Annotated in this window: 19 protein-coding genes; 16 read left to right on the top strand and 3 right to left on the bottom strand. The window is 37.1% G+C overall.

Features of this window, described 5'->3' with window-relative positions; genetic code table 11:
• Positions 1–5: 5 nt before the first annotated feature.
• The 15 genes from ESY88_RS07500 to ESY88_RS07430 all read left to right on the top strand — a co-directional run bounded on the left by ESY88_RS07500 (position 6) and on the right by ESY88_RS07430 (position 12,709).
• Positions 6–3,833, top strand: a complete 3,828-nt coding sequence (locus ESY88_RS07500) for a DUF7619 domain-containing protein (RefSeq protein ID WP_189702550.1) — start codon at positions 6–8, stop codon at positions 3,831–3,833.
• Positions 3,834–3,844: 11 nt separating this feature from the next.
• Positions 3,845–4,402 carry a hypothetical protein gene (locus ESY88_RS07495; RefSeq protein ID WP_147086209.1) on the top strand — a complete coding sequence of 186 codons (558 nt, stop codon included), beginning with the start codon at positions 3,845–3,847 and terminating at the stop codon, positions 4,400–4,402.
• Between the two features lie 11 nt (positions 4,403–4,413).
• Positions 4,414–4,758 carry a DUF4870 domain-containing protein gene (locus tag ESY88_RS07490; RefSeq protein ID WP_147086210.1) on the top strand — a complete coding sequence of 115 codons (345 nt, stop codon included), beginning with the start codon at positions 4,414–4,416 and terminating at the stop codon, positions 4,756–4,758.
• Positions 4,759–4,860: 102 nt separating this feature from the next.
• A complete protein-coding gene (locus ESY88_RS07485) occupies positions 4,861–5,589 on the top strand; it encodes a hypothetical protein (RefSeq protein WP_147086211.1) in 729 nt (242 codons plus the stop codon).
• Positions 5,590–5,608: 19 nt separating this feature from the next.
• Complete coding sequence (locus ESY88_RS07480; RefSeq protein WP_147086212.1) at positions 5,609–6,199, top strand: hypothetical protein; 591 nt, start codon at positions 5,609–5,611, stop codon at positions 6,197–6,199.
• Positions 6,200–6,284: 85 nt separating this feature from the next.
• Complete coding sequence (locus ESY88_RS07475) at positions 6,285–6,842, top strand: hypothetical protein (RefSeq protein WP_147086213.1); 558 nt, start codon at positions 6,285–6,287, stop codon at positions 6,840–6,842.
• 11 nt (positions 6,843–6,853) lie between these two features.
• Entirely contained in the window at positions 6,854–7,201 is a 348-nt protein-coding gene (locus ESY88_RS07470) for a DUF4870 domain-containing protein (protein WP_147086214.1), read from the top strand.
• Between the two features lie 218 nt (positions 7,202–7,419).
• On the top strand, positions 7,420–8,070 hold the full coding sequence (locus tag ESY88_RS07465) for a DUF3592 domain-containing protein (protein ID WP_449457885.1): 651 nt from the start codon (positions 7,420–7,422) through the stop codon (positions 8,068–8,070).
• A gap of 54 nt (positions 8,071–8,124) precedes the next feature.
• A complete protein-coding gene (locus ESY88_RS07460; RefSeq protein ID WP_147086216.1) occupies positions 8,125–8,685 on the top strand; it encodes a hypothetical protein in 561 nt (186 codons plus the stop codon).
• An 18-nt stretch (positions 8,686–8,703) separates the two neighbouring features.
• Entirely contained in the window at positions 8,704–9,321 is a 618-nt protein-coding gene (locus tag ESY88_RS07455; protein ID WP_147086217.1) for a hypothetical protein, read from the top strand.
• Positions 9,322–9,405: 84 nt separating this feature from the next.
• Complete coding sequence (locus ESY88_RS07450; protein WP_147086218.1) at positions 9,406–10,128, top strand: hypothetical protein; 723 nt, start codon at positions 9,406–9,408, stop codon at positions 10,126–10,128.
• A gap of 10 nt (positions 10,129–10,138) precedes the next feature.
• Positions 10,139–11,065 (top strand): hypothetical protein, encoded by a 927-nt coding sequence (locus ESY88_RS07445; protein ID WP_147086219.1) that lies wholly within the window; start codon positions 10,139–10,141, stop codon positions 11,063–11,065.
• 21 nt (positions 11,066–11,086) lie between these two features.
• Positions 11,087–11,437 (top strand): hypothetical protein, encoded by a 351-nt coding sequence (locus tag ESY88_RS07440; protein ID WP_147086220.1) that lies wholly within the window; start codon positions 11,087–11,089, stop codon positions 11,435–11,437.
• Between the two features lie 140 nt (positions 11,438–11,577).
• The gene (locus tag ESY88_RS07435; RefSeq protein WP_147086221.1) at positions 11,578–11,940 is read left to right on the top strand and encodes an MmcQ/YjbR family DNA-binding protein; all 363 of its coding nucleotides are present in this window, start codon (positions 11,578–11,580) and stop codon (positions 11,938–11,940) included.
• A gap of 190 nt (positions 11,941–12,130) precedes the next feature.
• Positions 12,131–12,709, top strand: a complete 579-nt coding sequence (locus tag ESY88_RS07430) for a PhnA domain-containing protein (RefSeq protein WP_147086222.1) — start codon at positions 12,131–12,133, stop codon at positions 12,707–12,709.
• Between the two features lie 183 nt (positions 12,710–12,892).
• Here the strand turns inward: ESY88_RS07430 and ESY88_RS20945 are convergent, their stop codons facing one another.
• Positions 12,893–13,039 carry a hypothetical protein gene (locus tag ESY88_RS20945; protein ID WP_189702549.1) on the bottom strand — a complete coding sequence of 49 codons (147 nt, stop codon included), beginning with the start codon at positions 13,037–13,039 and terminating at the stop codon, positions 12,893–12,895.
• Positions 13,040–13,345: 306 nt separating this feature from the next.
• Between ESY88_RS20945 and ESY88_RS07425 the strand changes: the two genes are divergently transcribed.
• Positions 13,346–13,627 (top strand): hypothetical protein, encoded by a 282-nt coding sequence (locus ESY88_RS07425; RefSeq protein WP_147086223.1) that lies wholly within the window; start codon positions 13,346–13,348, stop codon positions 13,625–13,627.
• Between the two features lie 53 nt (positions 13,628–13,680).
• Here the strand turns inward: ESY88_RS07425 and ESY88_RS07420 are convergent, their stop codons facing one another.
• Positions 13,681–14,145, bottom strand: a complete 465-nt coding sequence (locus tag ESY88_RS07420) for a YybH family protein (RefSeq protein ID WP_147086224.1) — start codon at positions 14,143–14,145, stop codon at positions 13,681–13,683.
• Between the two features lie 185 nt (positions 14,146–14,330).
• A complete protein-coding gene (locus ESY88_RS07415) occupies positions 14,331–16,265 on the bottom strand; it encodes a M56 family metallopeptidase (RefSeq protein ID WP_189702548.1) in 1,935 nt (644 codons plus the stop codon).
• Positions 16,266–16,267: the final 2 nt, after the last annotated feature.

The raw sequence follows: 16,267 nt of genomic DNA, 5'->3' as shown, positions 1-16,267 counted from the left end.
GAGTCATGAAAACAAAATTATATCTCATCCTCTTACTTTTCTTTGGTTTTCAAGCAATAGAAGCCCAAGTGCAAAAAGTAGAAACTTATCTAGTAGGTACAAAAGTGACCTATTATCCCAACCAATGTGGTAATACCATTCCTGAAGCCCAAGGCAAATTATCCTTTTGTGATAGCCAGAATAATTTGGGTGTTGTAGAAACGAGTTATGGCTTAAATTATAGAGGGATTAGTCAAATGGCACCTAATTATTATAATACGGATGAAGTATTTGTAACAGAAGCGGGAGTTTCCATTCGGAAAACCGATGGCTCTTGGGATAATATTCCGGAATTTACAGCACCAAGAACAAATCCCTACGGCAATTCGCCCCAAATGAGGGAGGTTATCGTCAATAATCAAGGGTATATGTTTTTTTATCATGGCAGTAATTGGGGCTTGCATTATCTGGATCTAAACACAAAAACATACAGCACAGTATCCTATGCCACATCGACGGGAGGTAGCAATGGTAATTTCACACATTCCTTTGCTTATGATGAGGAAGGTGATGTGACTTACATTATGGTACAATCTGGTGGAAATTCGGGCTTCAAAGTCTATAAATTTGAAAGTAATACCTTGAGTTTTTTAGGAAATCTTCCCGTAGAAGTTACAGGGGAAAACAGTTCTAGCAAACTAATTTTCGCCAATGACGCTCTTTATTTTGGTACTACAACGGGTTTATACAAACTGAATAAAACAAGCATAGCACTCGAAGCATCTTATGTCACAGATGCATCAGCTTTTATTTCGAATGTGAAAGATATTGCGGAAGATACAGCAGGAAATCTTTGGTTGGCAAATCAAAATAATAATGATGGAGCCATCTATAAATTAAATATGAGCAATGAAGTGATTACCACTTTTCAACTGGCAAGAAACACAACCACCAACTACTCTTTTAATAATTTGGACATTGATAATAATGGAACGGTTTGGGCAACAGCTAATAATTTATCTGGTTTTGCTGAATTGGAGCCAACAGAAAACAATCCTACTTGGACTGTCAGATCTCTGGACGATATACGAGATTTAGGATTTAATATGACCTATTCACCATTAGAAGTGAACAAGTTTAATAACAAGATTTACATCATGGTTACAAACAATAGCTCGTCCTCTCAAGATGTTAATTATGAAGCAATCATCAATGATAATGGTGTTTGGAGTGGTGTAAGCGATGATGAGCCCAACAACCTTTCAAATAAAATGTTGAACAGGTACTATTTCGCCTATCCAGATGCCAATGGAGTGTGGTGGTTTAATGACAATGATGGAGGAATTATGAGCCATATTTCTAATACAGACGAGTTTAAGAAACAGTATAGTTTAGGAAATTCAGAATCCTTTACTTTGGATTATGATGGAAACCCAATAATAAATGGAGGCAGTCCATATACTAGAATGCAAAAAATTTACATGCCTTATGTGGCAGATTTGCCTAGTATAGGCACGAATGCCATTACGCAATTTCACAAATACAAAGACCAGATTTGGGTGTTTAGTAACACTACCAGAAAAATTTTCGTCTTTAAGCACAATCAGTTGATACAAACATTTAATTTAGATGACACCACGTATAATACATGGTATGATTTTACGCCTGATATTTACGGAAATGCTTTTTTTGCTAAACGTTTAGGTGGTAATGAACTGGAGTTAAGAAAATTTGACACTAATACACAAACCACAACATCCTATATAAACTCCACATATTTAGGAAATATCAAGCAAATGATCCCATTACCAAATGGTAACGTTGCGGTTATTTGTAGTAGTGGCATCTTCTTATTTGATGGTACTGGTTTATCTGCCATTGGAAGCAGTATGTATGCCGACTTATTTAATGTGGCTACTGGCATTTCAGATCTCAATGGAAAAATTTACTTGCTATCCACAAGCGGAAAATTAATTGGTATAGAAAACCCAGAGGCTCCAACACCAATTTTTTCGACCATTCAAGTGTCTGGGACTTCAGGTTTGGTACCTTATAATGCATTTTATGGTCCTACAACATTAGCTATTGATGCCAATGGCGCATTTTGGTCGCATGCTTCAATAAAATGGTTTAAGATAACAACCGATAATACAGTTGCACAATTTTTAAATGAAGGGATCACTTTTGGTATTACTGGAAGTGTATATGTGGACGTCAACGAAAACAATCAATTTGATGCCAATGAAGGTTATCCAAACCAGAAGTTGACTTTAAAAACAAGTTCTGGGGCCATCTTTGAATTATATACAAAACCTGATGGCAGTTATTACTTTCCCTATTTTGAAGGGCTTGGCACTTATGAGATTATACTTCCTGTTTTGAGCCCTTACGTGGTGGCTCCAGAACGTCAACATATCCTAAATGTCGCTAATTTGGATGCCGACACAAATGTGAATGACATAAAATTGCAACCAAAAGACATCGAATCCCTGTTGGTGAAATCATCCTCAAAACAAGGGGCTTGGGGTTTTACACGCTCTAATTTTGAAAACACATTTACCACCGCCATTGGGAATATCTCTTTTTCAAAAACCTTTAATAATGTAACCATGGACTATGTGTTTTTCAACAAAACTGCGGGCTCCAATAACTCCCTGCCAGCAGTTGAAAACGTAAAGGTTTCACGTTTACAGCCAGTGCAGCCATTTCATATCATTCATAAGCTCACCATTGAGCCAAGAAGCCATAAGTGGAACACCAATGTGAACCCTGATAGTTACACCTCAACCATATTAAGTTTGACGCCAACCATCACAACGCTAACCGATACCACAAAAGTGTCGTTTACCTTGCCAGTGATCAGTCCTTTGGACACTTATATTCTCGAGGTAGAAACGCAGTTGTTCACACCTTCCTCCAATGGTACAGTAATCTCTTATGGTGTTGCCAAGACCTCAAGTGAGGATTATGGAGATGGGGTGCCAGAAATGAACGTTGTGGAGCTCATCCCAAGAAATCCAGTTGACGGTCAGGGATTTCCCGAATTGTCAGGCCCCTTTAGTACACCAGAAGAGATTTATGGAGAGCCACCATACCGGCCAAGAAAGGATGTCTATGCTGATGGACCCTATGACACACCTATTAGATCATCTTATGATCCCAATGATAAACTCGTCAATCCAGGAGTGCCAGATGCTTTGAACGAAATTCCTTTAAACGAAAAATGGTTGACCTATACCATCCGATTTCAAAATGAGGGCAATTTTTCAGCAAAAGACGTCATTGTGGTGGATTCTTTGGACCAAAAGTTTGACAGGTACTCGTTGACGATGTTAGAAAGTTCACATCCATTAACCATTGAAACGCTTAAATCAAATGAGCAAAATATAGTGATTTTTAGTTTCAATGATATCTATTTGGATTATACCGCAAATGACGAAGTAGCGAGCCAGGGCTATCTCAAATACATTATTAAAGCCAAAGAAGATGTTGAGTTGAATGACATTATGGAAAATAGAGCAGCCATTTATTTTGATCAGAACCCACCAATAATAACCAATTTGACCCAAAATAAATATGTGCAAGTTACCCTTAACGTAGAGGCATTTAGAAATGAAGGCAAAGCCATAAAATTATGGCCCAATCCTGTGGATCGTTTTGTAACGATAACAACAAAGCAAAAAGCCTTCTTTAAAGTGAATGTTTATAATCTGTTAGGCCAGAAACTGCAATCAAACTTAAATTTCCAAGAGGAACACCAACTGGATGTGTCCCAATTAAAGTCTGGAATTTATGTGTTGGAGTCCATTTTGCAAAATGGCAAAACCCAAACCATCAAATTCATTAAAAATTAAAAACCATAACTATGAAAACCTATTTAAAAATAGTAACTGTTTTTGTGTTAATCGCTTCCTGTCAATCCAATAAGAAGGAAGATATTAATATTGTTGCTACTTTAGAAAGAGAGGATACGTCTCAAAATAACGACATGGACACCTCTAAAACCCAACAACAGTTTAGTGATTTTTTTCCTAAAGAACTTGGAGAGTATAAACTTATAGAGGTTTCTGAAGCTACAGTGCTATCTCGCACAATTACGAGTGCATTTTATTTGAAAGGCGATAATATAAAAAATAACATTGTGTACAATTTAGAAGATGGTAATAAGAAAGGTTCTTCAGTACTTAAAGATTTTGAAATATCCTATAAATACCAGAATAAAGGGGAAGGAGATACAGAATATATTTATAAAGAACGTGATGGTTATAAAACCATTGCTTTTTTACAGCCAGAGGAAAACCGCAATGAAATTCTGTTTATATATAGGCAACGCTTTAGTATCGTTTTGGAAGGAACTGAACAGCCAGATAAACTATGGTCTTATATAAAAGAAGAAGATTTAAAAAAATTAGATAACTATTAATACCAAAACCTATGGACTCCATTAAAAACAACACAGTAACAACAAACGAAGGAAAAAACACCGCAATCATAGCCTACATCACTATTATTGGGCTAATCATTGCTTTTGTGATGAATAGTGACAAGAAAAGCGATTTTGCGTCTTACCACATAAAGCAATCTCTTGGATTGGCTTTAACAGGATTGGCCTTAGGTATTATAGGAATGATCCCGATTCTAGGATGGATCATCAACCTCATTGGCATTTTTGTGCTGCTGTTCATATGGATCATGGGCTTGGTAAATGCCATCAATGGCCAAGAAAAACCAGTGCCAATTCTAGGGACTATGTATTTGGAATGGTTTAAGAATTTATAAAAAAACCATTTACCAAATAAACTTTTATGATGGTTTGCTTTTAACTACAGATAATAAAAAGTCATAAAATTTCACGATGAAAAAATTAAATAAATAGAAAATATGAAACCATTTAAACACTTATTAGCGATTCTTCTGATAGTTTCTGGGTCTTTCAATTTTGCCCAATATCCCACACAAAAACCAACAGATAAACCACCCACAACACAAGATAGTATTGCAGAATGTATAACGCTTAAAGACATGCTGAAACAAATCGAAGCACGCGATAAAAGACTTGAAGCAACTAAACAATCTAAAAATAATACAATGAACTCCATCTCGCAAGACGTAAAAAACAACCAACCCAATGCTGAAGTTGGTGTTGTGTACAGCGAGGATTACAACAATCTGCTGACATTGGAATTGCCATCAAGAGTCACAGGTTTTGAGGCCTCAAAAGCAATCAAAATGCACCCTATGCAAGGCATGCTTAGTGAAAGCCTAATGTACTATTGGGAAAATGGCAGGGAAATAGTCATAGAAAAATCTGCTTCAAATCGCAAAAGAAAGACCCATTCACGTGTAGATTTTGCCAAATTAATGTGGGTGGACAGCGAAGCAGATATGGAGTCTTTTTTGTTTTTCATAGGTCTTGATAAACATCCAGAATTGTCAAAAGTAAATGATGTTGGGGAAAGTGCGTATTGGAATTCCAAAAATCAAAATTTGCAGATGTATTATAATGGGGTTTCATTTATGCTTCCAGTCATTGTTTCTTTTGATGCTGATCTGAATAAAGAGAAAACCATTGAATTGGCAAATCTGATTGTTGAAGAACGAATCAAATAATAATCTTAAATAAATAATTATGAAAAACTTAAAACACATTTCAAAACAATTAAAAACTACAATAAAAGTAGGAGTAATTGTAATTCTATTGTTAAGTATAGTGGCCTGCGATAAAGACAATGAACCAAATATCGACCAAACCAGTTTTCAACCTCAATCTGATCAAGGCAATAATTTGGTATTAACCTATCCTGATGAATCAAAAGAATATATAAATGGAGATGCTGTATTTGGTTGGGGCAAAGGTCAATTATTAGGGGATAATTATTGGAAGCAGGTAATGGGTGGCAGTTCAGAAAGAGGATTTGTAGTACGGATCAATATTCCTAAAGGCACCCCAAAAGATTCAATTATTGGCCTAGAACTAGAGTTAGACGGGGCTAGATTATACCTTCAAAATTCGACCGAAATACCATTACGCCCAGAATTATGGATTAGAGGGGATGGTTTTGATGAGAGCGTAAATGCTTACGGAAAGATTAAGATAATTGAAACTGATAGTTATGATATTATAGGAGAGGTTACTGCTGGAGTTACAGATACTAACGGTGAGACTGTAAGAATATCTGGGTTTTTTTGGAAGAAAAATGCAGATTCATGGAGTAATTAAAGTCTAGAATTTACGTGTTGGAATCCATTTTGCAAAATGGCAAAACCCAAACCATCAAATTCATTAAAAATTAAAAACCATAACTATGAAAACCTATTTAAAAATAGTAACTGTTTTTGTGTTAATCGCTTCTTGTCAATCCAATAAGAAGGAAGATAATAATATTGTTGCTACTTTAGAAAGAGAGGATACGTCTCAAAATAACGACATGGACACCTCTAAAACCCAACAACAGTTTAGTGATTTTTTTCCTAAAGAACTTGGAGAGTATAAACTTATAGAGGTTTCTGAAGCTACAGTGCTATCTCGCACAATTACGAGTGCATTTTATTTGAAAGGCGATAATATAAAAAATAACATCGTGTACAATTTAGAAGATGGTAATAAGAAAGGTTCTTCAGTAATTAAAGATTTTGAAATATCCTATAAATACCAGAATAAAGGGGAAGGAGATACAGAATATATTTATAAAGAACGTGATGGTTATAAAACCATTGCTTTTTTACAGCCAGAGGAAAACCGCAATGAAATTCTGTTTATATATAGGCAACGCTTTAGTATCGTTTTGGAAGGAACTGAACAGCCAGATAAACTATGGTCTTATATAAAAGAAGAAGATTTAAAAAAATTAGATAACTATTAAAATAAAACACGATGGAATCAATTGAAAAAAACACAGTAACATCTGAAAGCGAAGGCAAGAACATCGCCATTATAGCCTATATCACTGTTATAGGATTAATTATTGCCTTTGTGATGAATAGCGATAAGAAAAACAGTTTTGCGAGCTATCACATTAAACAATCGTTGGGTTTAGCCTTAACCGGATTGGCATTAGGAATTATTGGATTGATTCCCATATTAGGATGGCTAATTAATATCCTTGGCATTTTTGTGCTGCTGTTCATGTGGATCATGGGCTTGGTAAATGCCATCAATGGCCAAGAAAAACCAGTGCCAATTCTAGGGACTATGTATTTGGAATGGTTTAAGAATTTATAAACGCAACATCATGAAGCCACTAATTTTAATAGTTGTTTTGAGACGTTTAACGGCCTGTGCATGATGAGCCAAAATTGACTACTGATTTGCCTAATGAAATGGATAAATTTCACATAAGAGAATACTGAGCAATGCTTTCAAGCTTAACACAAATTCAAATTTCGGGACTAATAGCTTTATTGGTTTCAACGCCTTTTTTAATAAAGTCCGTTCGCAATTTGTATTTAACTAACGCCTCAAAGCAATGGATGAAAGTAAGTGGCACTATCAAAGCGGTTTCCGATTTTGGGAAAAAAAGCAGTTTGCTCTATGAATACAACGTTAACAGAAACACTTATAAAAGTCGAAAATTATGTTACACAAACTTCAATGCTACCCAAAACCAAAGCGCTAGTATGTTTGAAAAGAAATATGCACAAAATCAAATTGTAGATGTGTTTTATAATCCCAACAACCCAAAACAAGCTGTTTTAGAACCCGGCAGAAAAGATGGCCTTGTACCAGCCATTATTATATTAAGTGTCTTGTTTTTTTATGGGTGTCTGGCGGTTTTTCAGCAAGATGTGTTCCTGCTCTTTATGGGCACCTATCTTCAAGTTGTTTTAGAACAAAATCAAGATTACGCTTCGATTGGTTTAAATGTGTCAAATCTAACTTTAGGGCTCTGTTTTTTAAATCCCTCCAGAGGGTTTTATTCCCGAGGCTTGCCTCGAAATACAAAGAACATCTCTCAATTCATACCTTGGTGGCTTGCCCAGAGGTTAATGGGTAGTACTGCTGAAAAATGGCGAATGCAAATCATCAAAGTCATAAAGAAAAAAAGCAGTTATGAAGATTTACACGAAAACACAACCAGTGCTGTGATCTAATATTGATTTTGTGAAGCTCGATAGATTGAAGTTTAATAATTAAAACCAAAACTCATGAAAAAATATATGTATTTATCTCTATTTGTTTCTCTTCTTTTTTCCTGCAATAGCAATGGACAGGCAACTGATTCACTGTCAAAAAATAATAGGTCCATTCCAGCCAGCAATTTTGTGTTTAGCGGCGATTACAACGATTTATTGACATTGCAAATGGCATCGCAAATCACTGGTTTTGACGCCTCGAACGCAATTAAAACGCATGCCATGAAGGGAATGATGACCGAAACACTGCGTTATTACTGGGAAAATGACAGGAAAGTAGAAATAGAAGGATCTACGTTGCCGCGTGTTGATCGTGTGCAAATAAACTGGATAGATGACGAAGCCGATATGGACTCTTTTTTATATTTCATTGATCCTGAAAAACATCCAGAGTTAATAAAGGTCAATGGTGTTGGCGAAAGTGCTTATTGGAATTCTAATAAGAAGTATTTAGAGGTGTATTATAACGGAATTTCCTTTAGGCTAGAGGTTGATATTTCCAATGACGACACGCTTGATAAAGAAAAAACCATTGCCTTGGCAAAGCAAATTATAGATGCAAAATTAAAATAGAAATTAAATCAGATTAAAATGAAAAACATGCTAAGATTAACACTTGTTGCAATGCTTTTGATTGCTTGTAAAGACGCCAACCAAGCCAAGACTATGGAGGGTGCGGTGAACGAAGCAATTGGTAATAATGAAGATGTAAACCAAAAATACGACCATCTATTAAAGGAATTGAATAAGATAACGCCACTAACCAATGCCCAGTTACTAAAAGCTTTTCCTGAAAAATTAGGCAATTTAAGTTTAGATGCATCAGGAAAGGGGAGCAATGAGACTAGAATTACTTCAAGTGAGACGGTTGTAGGGAGTTTTGGAGATAACAAAGTCAGAATGGAGATTTTAGATGCCGCCGGCAAAAATGCGTATGGGGCTATCATTCCTTTGAAAATGTTACAGCTCAACAAGGTCACTTCAGAGTCTAATAATACCATAAGATATTCAAAAAAAGAGCGCAATGCTCTATTGATCTTTGGAACTGATCGCGATGAAGATACCAAGGCAGATTATCAATCTGAATTGCGATTGCTCTACGACAATAGATTCTATATCACATTAGAAGGCAAACAGATGCAAGTAGATGAGCTTTGGGGTGCTATAAACATGGATGACTTGACCCGTTTTAAAGATTATAACCAATAAGTGATTTTTAAAATCAACAACAGCATAACCTGCAAGAACAACGGCGAATACAAAATATACACTAACTCATAAAACCTTATTATCATGAAAAAATCACTTTTACTTTTAATATTGCTATCCGTTCAAATTCTTGTGGCACAATCCGCTGCCACGGTAGAGAATCCTCCATCAAAAGCAACGGATTTAGTCTTGTTCTCCTTTGGAATGGAGCAACCAATACCCATCGGAACCCTCTCAAATTCGGGAGAACTCAATATAAATCTTGCACAAGACTTGGATTTTATTTCTGAAGAGGCCAAATCAAATTTCATGTCAGACACGGCTTTTATCTTATTTTCTAATTGTGTTGGTAGTAATGATATGCTTTCAGAAGCTGAAAACGTTAAAGCAGCTAAAGGAGGGTATATTTCATTAAGTACTAAGGAGAATCCTTATTCGGGTTTGCTTTTTATGGTTACCGATGAAAACATGGTGCCCTGGATAGAATCCTATGGTGATGTAGATGCTATTCTAGGGTCTTATTTTGAAGTAGTCTACATGGAATCAGATTTTAGTTACCAAGGTGAATGCACATCCAACGCTTCTAGCACCGAAAAAGAAATCATCGAAACCCAATATACCTACGATTTGAATTTAAAAGCCGGGTTCAACTTTATTGAATATAAAATTGAAAGCGTCGAGGAATTTGAGATACCAAGCATGTATGAGGAAAATGTATTTGAAAAAATCGACAAACCCACAAAAATAAGTATTACTTCTTCACAATCAACACTTCCAAACACAAAGTGGATTGGCAAATATTTTTAAAACGATACCTATGAAATCATTGAGACCATTTTTGTCAACGCTGCTCTTGCTTATTTGCTTCTCTAACTTCGCCCAAACCCCTGAACAACAAGAAATGATGGTTAAAGCTGAACGAATGCGCGATAGCATCATGAATACTCCAGAAATGAAAGCGATGATGAAGCAGGCCAATGAGCTGGAGAAAAAACAGAAATCTAATGTAAAAACCAGCCCTATCCCAAAAGCCATAAAAACTGAAGATAAATACTGGAAAAACACACTAGTAAGCATTCACAATAATAAGTTGACAAATTGGAACCTTGGAGCAGCCGATTTGGTCTTCAACTATTCCTACGATTCAAGAAATGATAAATTGAATTCGGTCAAAGTTGGCACTATAAAAGCAGATGGAACCATTGCATTGAACCCAACATCCAAAGTGCCAGATTTGAAACCACTGAGTAATTTCAAAAACAGCAATGTCTTTTTCGATATTCACGATCCAGCTTCTTACCAATTCACAAACGAAGCTACGGGCTTTAAGCTCAACTCGTACGTATTGGTTTACCAAAACAACCAAAAAATAGGCGTTCTAACTATTGGAAACTCTGAAAAAGTAACCCTAAATCTATTGACTTCTGGAGATTTGTATTACGGCGATGAAGGCTATATGCTGTCCTGGGCTTACGTGGAAAAAGACTGTGCAATTAAAGCCAATGAACACTGGAAAGGCGATTTGAGTAATACTGGTACGCCCTTAATAGTTGAAACCAATGTGGTCTATGACTTGAGTTTTAAAACCGGATGGAATCTGGTAAAAACTGAAGTGATTGGCAAGTATGAATTCCCAAATGCTCCAGAAGAAGACCGATCGAGATATAAAAAGCACAAACATACCGTTGTGCCTTCCATTCCAGTGGAAGCTACTTACTACTTTAGAAAATCACTGCAGTACTAACCATTTAAACCATGTAATCAAATGAAAAATCTAAAAAACCTTACCCGCGCAACCCTGTTCTCTGTATGCTTGTCAATACCATTTATGGGATTAATGGGCTGCAGTAGTTCAGACGACAGTGATGATATAAATACAAATTGTGGCAATTGGTCAGATCTGTTCTTGTCTCAGGCAAATCTCTACTCCCAAGCATCGCAAGCCTATGCTGATGATCCCAGCCCAGCTAATTGTCAAAATTTTAAATCTGCGGGACTAAATTATATAGATGCCCTAGAAGGCGCTATTGATTGTGTGCCAACAGCCAATGTACAAGGATTTAATGCTGAGCTAGATCAATACAGGGCTGAAGTCAATGCGCTTGACTGTGATTAAATTGGAGTATTCAGTGATCTCGGGCGCTGTAATTAGCTGCTATCGATTCTGTTCTGGAATCTTGTTTCGAGTCTTTTAGTTTCAGCAAAAAAGTCTTATTTTTAAACAGGTTCACACTTTAAATTTGAACCTGTTTTTTTATGAATATCGAACAACTTCAAAACTATTGCATCTCAAAAAAAGCCACTACGGAAGAATTTCCATTTGATGCCGATACCCTTGTTTTTAAGGTTTTGGGAAAAGTATTCGCCTTGATAGGTCTGGAAAAATGGGAAGCAGGCCAAAAAGCCATCAATCTAAAATGTGATCCCGATTATGCTGAAGAATTGCGTTCGGAATATGCTGCCATAAAACCAGGCTACCACATGAACAAAAAACATTGGAACACCGTTGACTTAACAGGTAGTGAAATTTCCCCAAAATTTCTTTCGCAACTTATCGACCATTCCTACGACATGGTGGTTAAAGGCATGACTAAAAAGATGCGGGATTCTTTATTGTAGTTATCTTTTAGACTTGTCAGGTTTTCAAAACCCGATAAATCTTTCTGTCTGTCTTGCAAGGTGTCATTGCGATTCCGGTATTTTTCGGGAGAAGCATTCTCCTTGTAGGTCTGATTAAAAGCCGTAGGTTTGCTTTCAAACATTGAAAGTTCAACAATCGAAAATCGTCAATCCAAAATCAACAATCCTTATGTCAGTTCTCCAAACCCTTCAAGACCGAAGCAACAACGCTTGTGAGCTTTGTGCTTCCAAAGAAAATTTATCGCAATATACCATTCCACCATCATTGAATGAAAATGTGGCCAATGACCTATTGGTCTGTAAAACCTGTCGCGATCAAATCGAAGTGAACACAGCAATGGATCCCAACCATTGGCGTTGTTTAAACGACAGCATGTGGAGCGAGCATGTGGCCGTACAAATCATGGCATGGCGCATGTTGCAACGTTTACGTAATGAAGGTTGGCCAAAAGATTTATTGGACATGATGTACCTCGATGATGAGGCTTTAGCATTGGCGAGAGAAACGGGAGAGCATGAGGAGGAAGCGAACAAGATCATTCATCGCGATGCCAATGGCGTAATTTTAGAACATGGAGATTCCGTGGTGCTGGTTAAAGATCTAAAAGTAAAAGGCTCAAGTATGGTGGCCAAACAAGGCACTGCGGTAAGAAACATTCGTTTGGATCGTGATAATGCCGAGTACATTGAAGGCAAAGTTGATAATCAACAAATCGTGCTCATTACCCAATACGTCAAGAAGCTTTAAATCCCTCCAGAGGGTTTCATTTCCCGAGGCTTACCTCGAAATATGAAGAACATCTTTCAATTCATGGCTCGTGGGCTTGCCCCGAGGTTATTGATTTTCTTTTTGAAATCACATAATTTTATGACACCGCTCAAAAGCACCTGTCAAGCTTTAGAAAGCTAGCAGATGCTTTTGAATAAATCTTCAATGAGAATCATCCTTTTTATTTCGAAAAAACCCAAAACCTATAGGAATCATGAGAAATAAAAACAGGAATTTCCCGCTCATGATGCCGTAAATGCCAATCAATGCCAAGATGCCGTAAAGAATATATTGATAGGAGCGTTTCATCTTGCAAAATTAAAAAATCATTACTTCAATTCCCTTGAGCTTTATCCAAAAAAACAGGGTCTATTTTGTAAAAGATAGAAACGGCATAACAAGCTTAAAAAGACATGTTTTTAAGCTTGAAAAAGCACACTTAAATTCTTATCCCACTGCTATTTATCGTCCTATTTAAGCCTTTGGTAGCTTACGTCTAATCAATGCTGCACTTGGTCGAAATTTTTAGTGTAATGCAAAAATTTTGATGACCTTTATGAAAGTCAATCGTAAAAAAATTGATACTATTAAAGATTAACCCTAAATCCATTGGCCATGACACTAGAAATTAGAAACGACAATAATTACTTCAAATTAAAAGGCATTCTCAACAAGCGAAATCTTGCTTTTTTTAAGGCAGAAATCGACGCCGTATTCGAAACCTTCAACACGATCACACTTAATATTGAGGACTTAGTGGGTATTGATCGTCATGGTGTCAAAGCCATTTCCGAATTGCAAAACCAAGCTTTGGCCAACAATAAACGACTCTCGGTTATTGGTTTGGGCAATAATAAGGTTTACAGTTCTTTTAAAGCGGCTGAGAAAGTAGCTTAGAACGTTTAAAAGGTGTTTTGAGCTCAGAGTTAATCTGTCAATGGAATTGTGTGCTAACAGGACATATCGGCAATGATTTTCCATTCGCCATCAATCTTTCTAAAGATAATCATGAACAGGCCGTTGGCATCGCCAGCTTCGCGTGTTAAATGGTATTTACCCATGACCCAATAATTATCGTCTTCTATTTTTGAAATGTCTTGAATGCTGAACGTCAAAGTCCCTGTTTCTGCTTTGCTAGGGTAGCTTTTTTTGTAATTCGCCAAAGTGCTGTCCCAACCATAAGTGAGACCGCGGCTACCAAAGAATTTGAGCGAGTCGTTTTTCCAATACCCAGCCATATAGCCTTCAAGGTCATGTTGGTTCCAGGCAATTTCCTGAGCCTGAAGTACTTTTTTAATCTCCAACTTTGCGGTTTCAATGGGTTTAGCTTCGGAAGGTTTTACAACTTCATTCGATTGTGCAAAGGTCTGAAAGACAATGAGAACGATCATCAAAATTTTTAATGTGCTTTTCATAAGAAAGATTTGGAACTAAAACTACGTTAATTTATAAAACCCCAACGGGTTACTATTCAAAAAAAGCGTCGCAAAGTGAAATGGAGCTCAGGAGGTTGGATGCTTCCGATTTACATGGAACGCAAAAGACCTTTTATTCTGTTTCAAATAAAAGGTCTTTTCTTAGCATGCTCCTATAAGCGCAATCATTCAGAACCAATTGGTGCTTTGGTAATGTAAACCAAAGGTGTTTGGCTGTTGATCGATTTCACTTGAATGTTCAAATCCTCCTTTTTCTTTAGCAGCTCTATTGCTTTTTCTGAAGAAACGGACTTGCTTTCATAGTAAAATTCTGCATTCTTCTCTGCCATGCTTTTAACGAGTTCTAATGGAGAAAGCGGTTTTGGAGGTATTGGTGGTGTAGGTGTTTCGTAAATGGTTTCTATTTGGCCTGGCATATTATCGTTGAATACCACCATTACCTTACTGTTCTTGTATATTGAAGTGATGTATTGCCCAGGAATCACATCACTTGCATTGACTTGCGTTTTGCTAATTTTCTGGCCTATATCATTAACCTCGAAGCCTTGAGCGTTGTAATATTTGGTTTTGCCGTCAATGCTTACCGCATAGATTAACAATCCCTCGATGTTTATGAATTTCGTGCTTACATCAAACGGATCTTCCGTAGGCATTTCCACGATTTCAATAGGCTTCTTATAACGTTTGTTGGTTACACGCTCAGGAGGTGCTTGTGCATTCATGGGCACTTCAATTACGCCTTTCTGATTTGGAATTGGAGGCGGTGTGAGGTCATCACCGTCGGGTATAACGGTTACGGTTATATTTTCTCCATCTTTATTTTTATGAGCATAAGTGTAAGCTTGCACTTGTTGTTCGTAATTCTTCAATGCTTTTTTATAAACGCTCTTCTGTTTTGCGGAGGCATTTGGGGGAATCGGCGGTGGTGGCGGTAATTTTTTTATCACACTGGTTTCACCTACAGCGGGTGGCGGTGGTGGAGGTGGGAAATTGGGATAAGGTTCAGCATTTGCTTTTTGCTGCGCATCCATAAGTGCGTAAATATCATATAATCGTTTCATATCCTTCAGTTTGATGACACGATTATCATTGGCTCGGGCATTATAATGTTTCGCTAATTTATTATATGCTGCAAGCTGGGCTTTTGTTGCGCCTTTTTGTAACTGGGTATTTTGAGTAGTCACGGACTCGTAAACAGTGTCCATGGCATTTGTCGTTGAATCAGCATTTTTCTTGACCAACTGCTCGCGTTGTGCAAAACCGAACAAGAGAAAGGCCAGCAATGGCAAAATCAATAGGCTTCTAAGCCAAATGCTTCTGGGTGTGGATTGTGTTTTCATAACTGTGAATCGTTTTTTGATTGATGAATAATTAATGGCATTTGCCAACTGTTGATGAGACGCCTTTGATGAGAAGGCCAATAAAATGCTTTGATAGGTAGATGTTTTGATGCCATGTTTGAGCACAGCGGCATCGGCTAAGAACTCATGGTTGAGTTTGATGTCATTCTTTAAGATGTAAATTAAAGGGTTGAACCAAAACACGATTTGGAACAGCTCTAACAGCACCACGTCAATGCTATGCTTCTGTTTAGCGTGCGTTTGTTCGTGTAATAAAACTTCCTTCGGAATTTGATCAGTCTCAAACTTTGATTTGTTGAGAAAGATATAATTGAAAAAGGTATGGGGGATGATGAGGTTTTCAATTAAAACCTGAATAAAACCTTTCGACTTATACGTGGGATTATGTCGCACTCGAGCGTATATTCTGAAAAGATTGAGACAAAACTTGACAAGAAAAACGAGAAGACCCGCAGCATAAAGCGTCCATAAAAGAATAGGAAGTAAATTTGAAGACTGCGCTTGCGGAAGCGCTTCAGTAAAAGAGGCCTGAGTGGTAGTTGTAAGGCCTTCAAAGTTATAAACCATCGGCTCCACAAGCTCCACGAACGTGATTTTAGGGATCACGAAAGCCAATAGCAATGTGGCCAATAAATAAAAACGTTTGAAGTGATGTATGCTGCTGCCTTCTAAAAAAAGTTTGTAGAACAGCATAAAGACCGCGAGACAAGCACTGGATTTTAAGAGATAGATGAGCATGA

The sequence above is a fragment of the Subsaximicrobium wynnwilliamsii genome (assembly GCF_007997225.1).
Classification (GTDB): domain Bacteria; phylum Bacteroidota; class Bacteroidia; order Flavobacteriales; family Flavobacteriaceae; genus Psychroserpens; species Psychroserpens wynnwilliamsii.
This window is presented reverse-complemented; position numbering and strand designations above follow the sequence as displayed.

Coding starts and splice junctions, on each gene's coding strand:
- ESY88_RS07500 (WP_189702550.1), top strand. CDS start 6: ATGAAAACAAAATTATATCTCATCCTCTTACTTTTCTTTGGTTTTCAA.
- ESY88_RS07495 (WP_147086209.1), top strand. CDS start 3,845: ATGAAAACCTATTTAAAAATAGTAACTGTTTTTGTGTTAATCGCTTCC.
- ESY88_RS07490 (WP_147086210.1), top strand. CDS start 4,414: ATGGACTCCATTAAAAACAACACAGTAACAACAAACGAAGGAAAAAAC.
- ESY88_RS07485 (WP_147086211.1), top strand. CDS start 4,861: ATGAAACCATTTAAACACTTATTAGCGATTCTTCTGATAGTTTCTGGG.
- ESY88_RS07480 (WP_147086212.1), top strand. CDS start 5,609: ATGAAAAACTTAAAACACATTTCAAAACAATTAAAAACTACAATAAAA.
- ESY88_RS07475 (WP_147086213.1), top strand. CDS start 6,285: ATGAAAACCTATTTAAAAATAGTAACTGTTTTTGTGTTAATCGCTTCT.
- ESY88_RS07470 (WP_147086214.1), top strand. CDS start 6,854: ATGGAATCAATTGAAAAAAACACAGTAACATCTGAAAGCGAAGGCAAG.
- ESY88_RS07460 (WP_147086216.1), top strand. CDS start 8,125: ATGAAAAAATATATGTATTTATCTCTATTTGTTTCTCTTCTTTTTTCC.
- ESY88_RS07455 (WP_147086217.1), top strand. CDS start 8,704: ATGAAAAACATGCTAAGATTAACACTTGTTGCAATGCTTTTGATTGCT.
- ESY88_RS07450 (WP_147086218.1), top strand. CDS start 9,406: ATGAAAAAATCACTTTTACTTTTAATATTGCTATCCGTTCAAATTCTT.
- ESY88_RS07445 (WP_147086219.1), top strand. CDS start 10,139: ATGAAATCATTGAGACCATTTTTGTCAACGCTGCTCTTGCTTATTTGC.
- ESY88_RS07440 (WP_147086220.1), top strand. CDS start 11,087: ATGAAAAATCTAAAAAACCTTACCCGCGCAACCCTGTTCTCTGTATGC.
- ESY88_RS07435 (WP_147086221.1), top strand. CDS start 11,578: ATGAATATCGAACAACTTCAAAACTATTGCATCTCAAAAAAAGCCACT.
- ESY88_RS07430 (WP_147086222.1), top strand. CDS start 12,131: ATGTCAGTTCTCCAAACCCTTCAAGACCGAAGCAACAACGCTTGTGAG.
- ESY88_RS20945 (WP_189702549.1), bottom strand. CDS start 13,039: ATGAAACGCTCCTATCAATATATTCTTTACGGCATCTTGGCATTGATT.
- ESY88_RS07425 (WP_147086223.1), top strand. CDS start 13,346: ATGACACTAGAAATTAGAAACGACAATAATTACTTCAAATTAAAAGGC.
- ESY88_RS07420 (WP_147086224.1), bottom strand. CDS start 14,145: ATGAAAAGCACATTAAAAATTTTGATGATCGTTCTCATTGTCTTTCAG.
- ESY88_RS07415 (WP_189702548.1), bottom strand. CDS start 16,265: ATGCTCATCTATCTCTTAAAATCCAGTGCTTGTCTCGCGGTCTTTATG.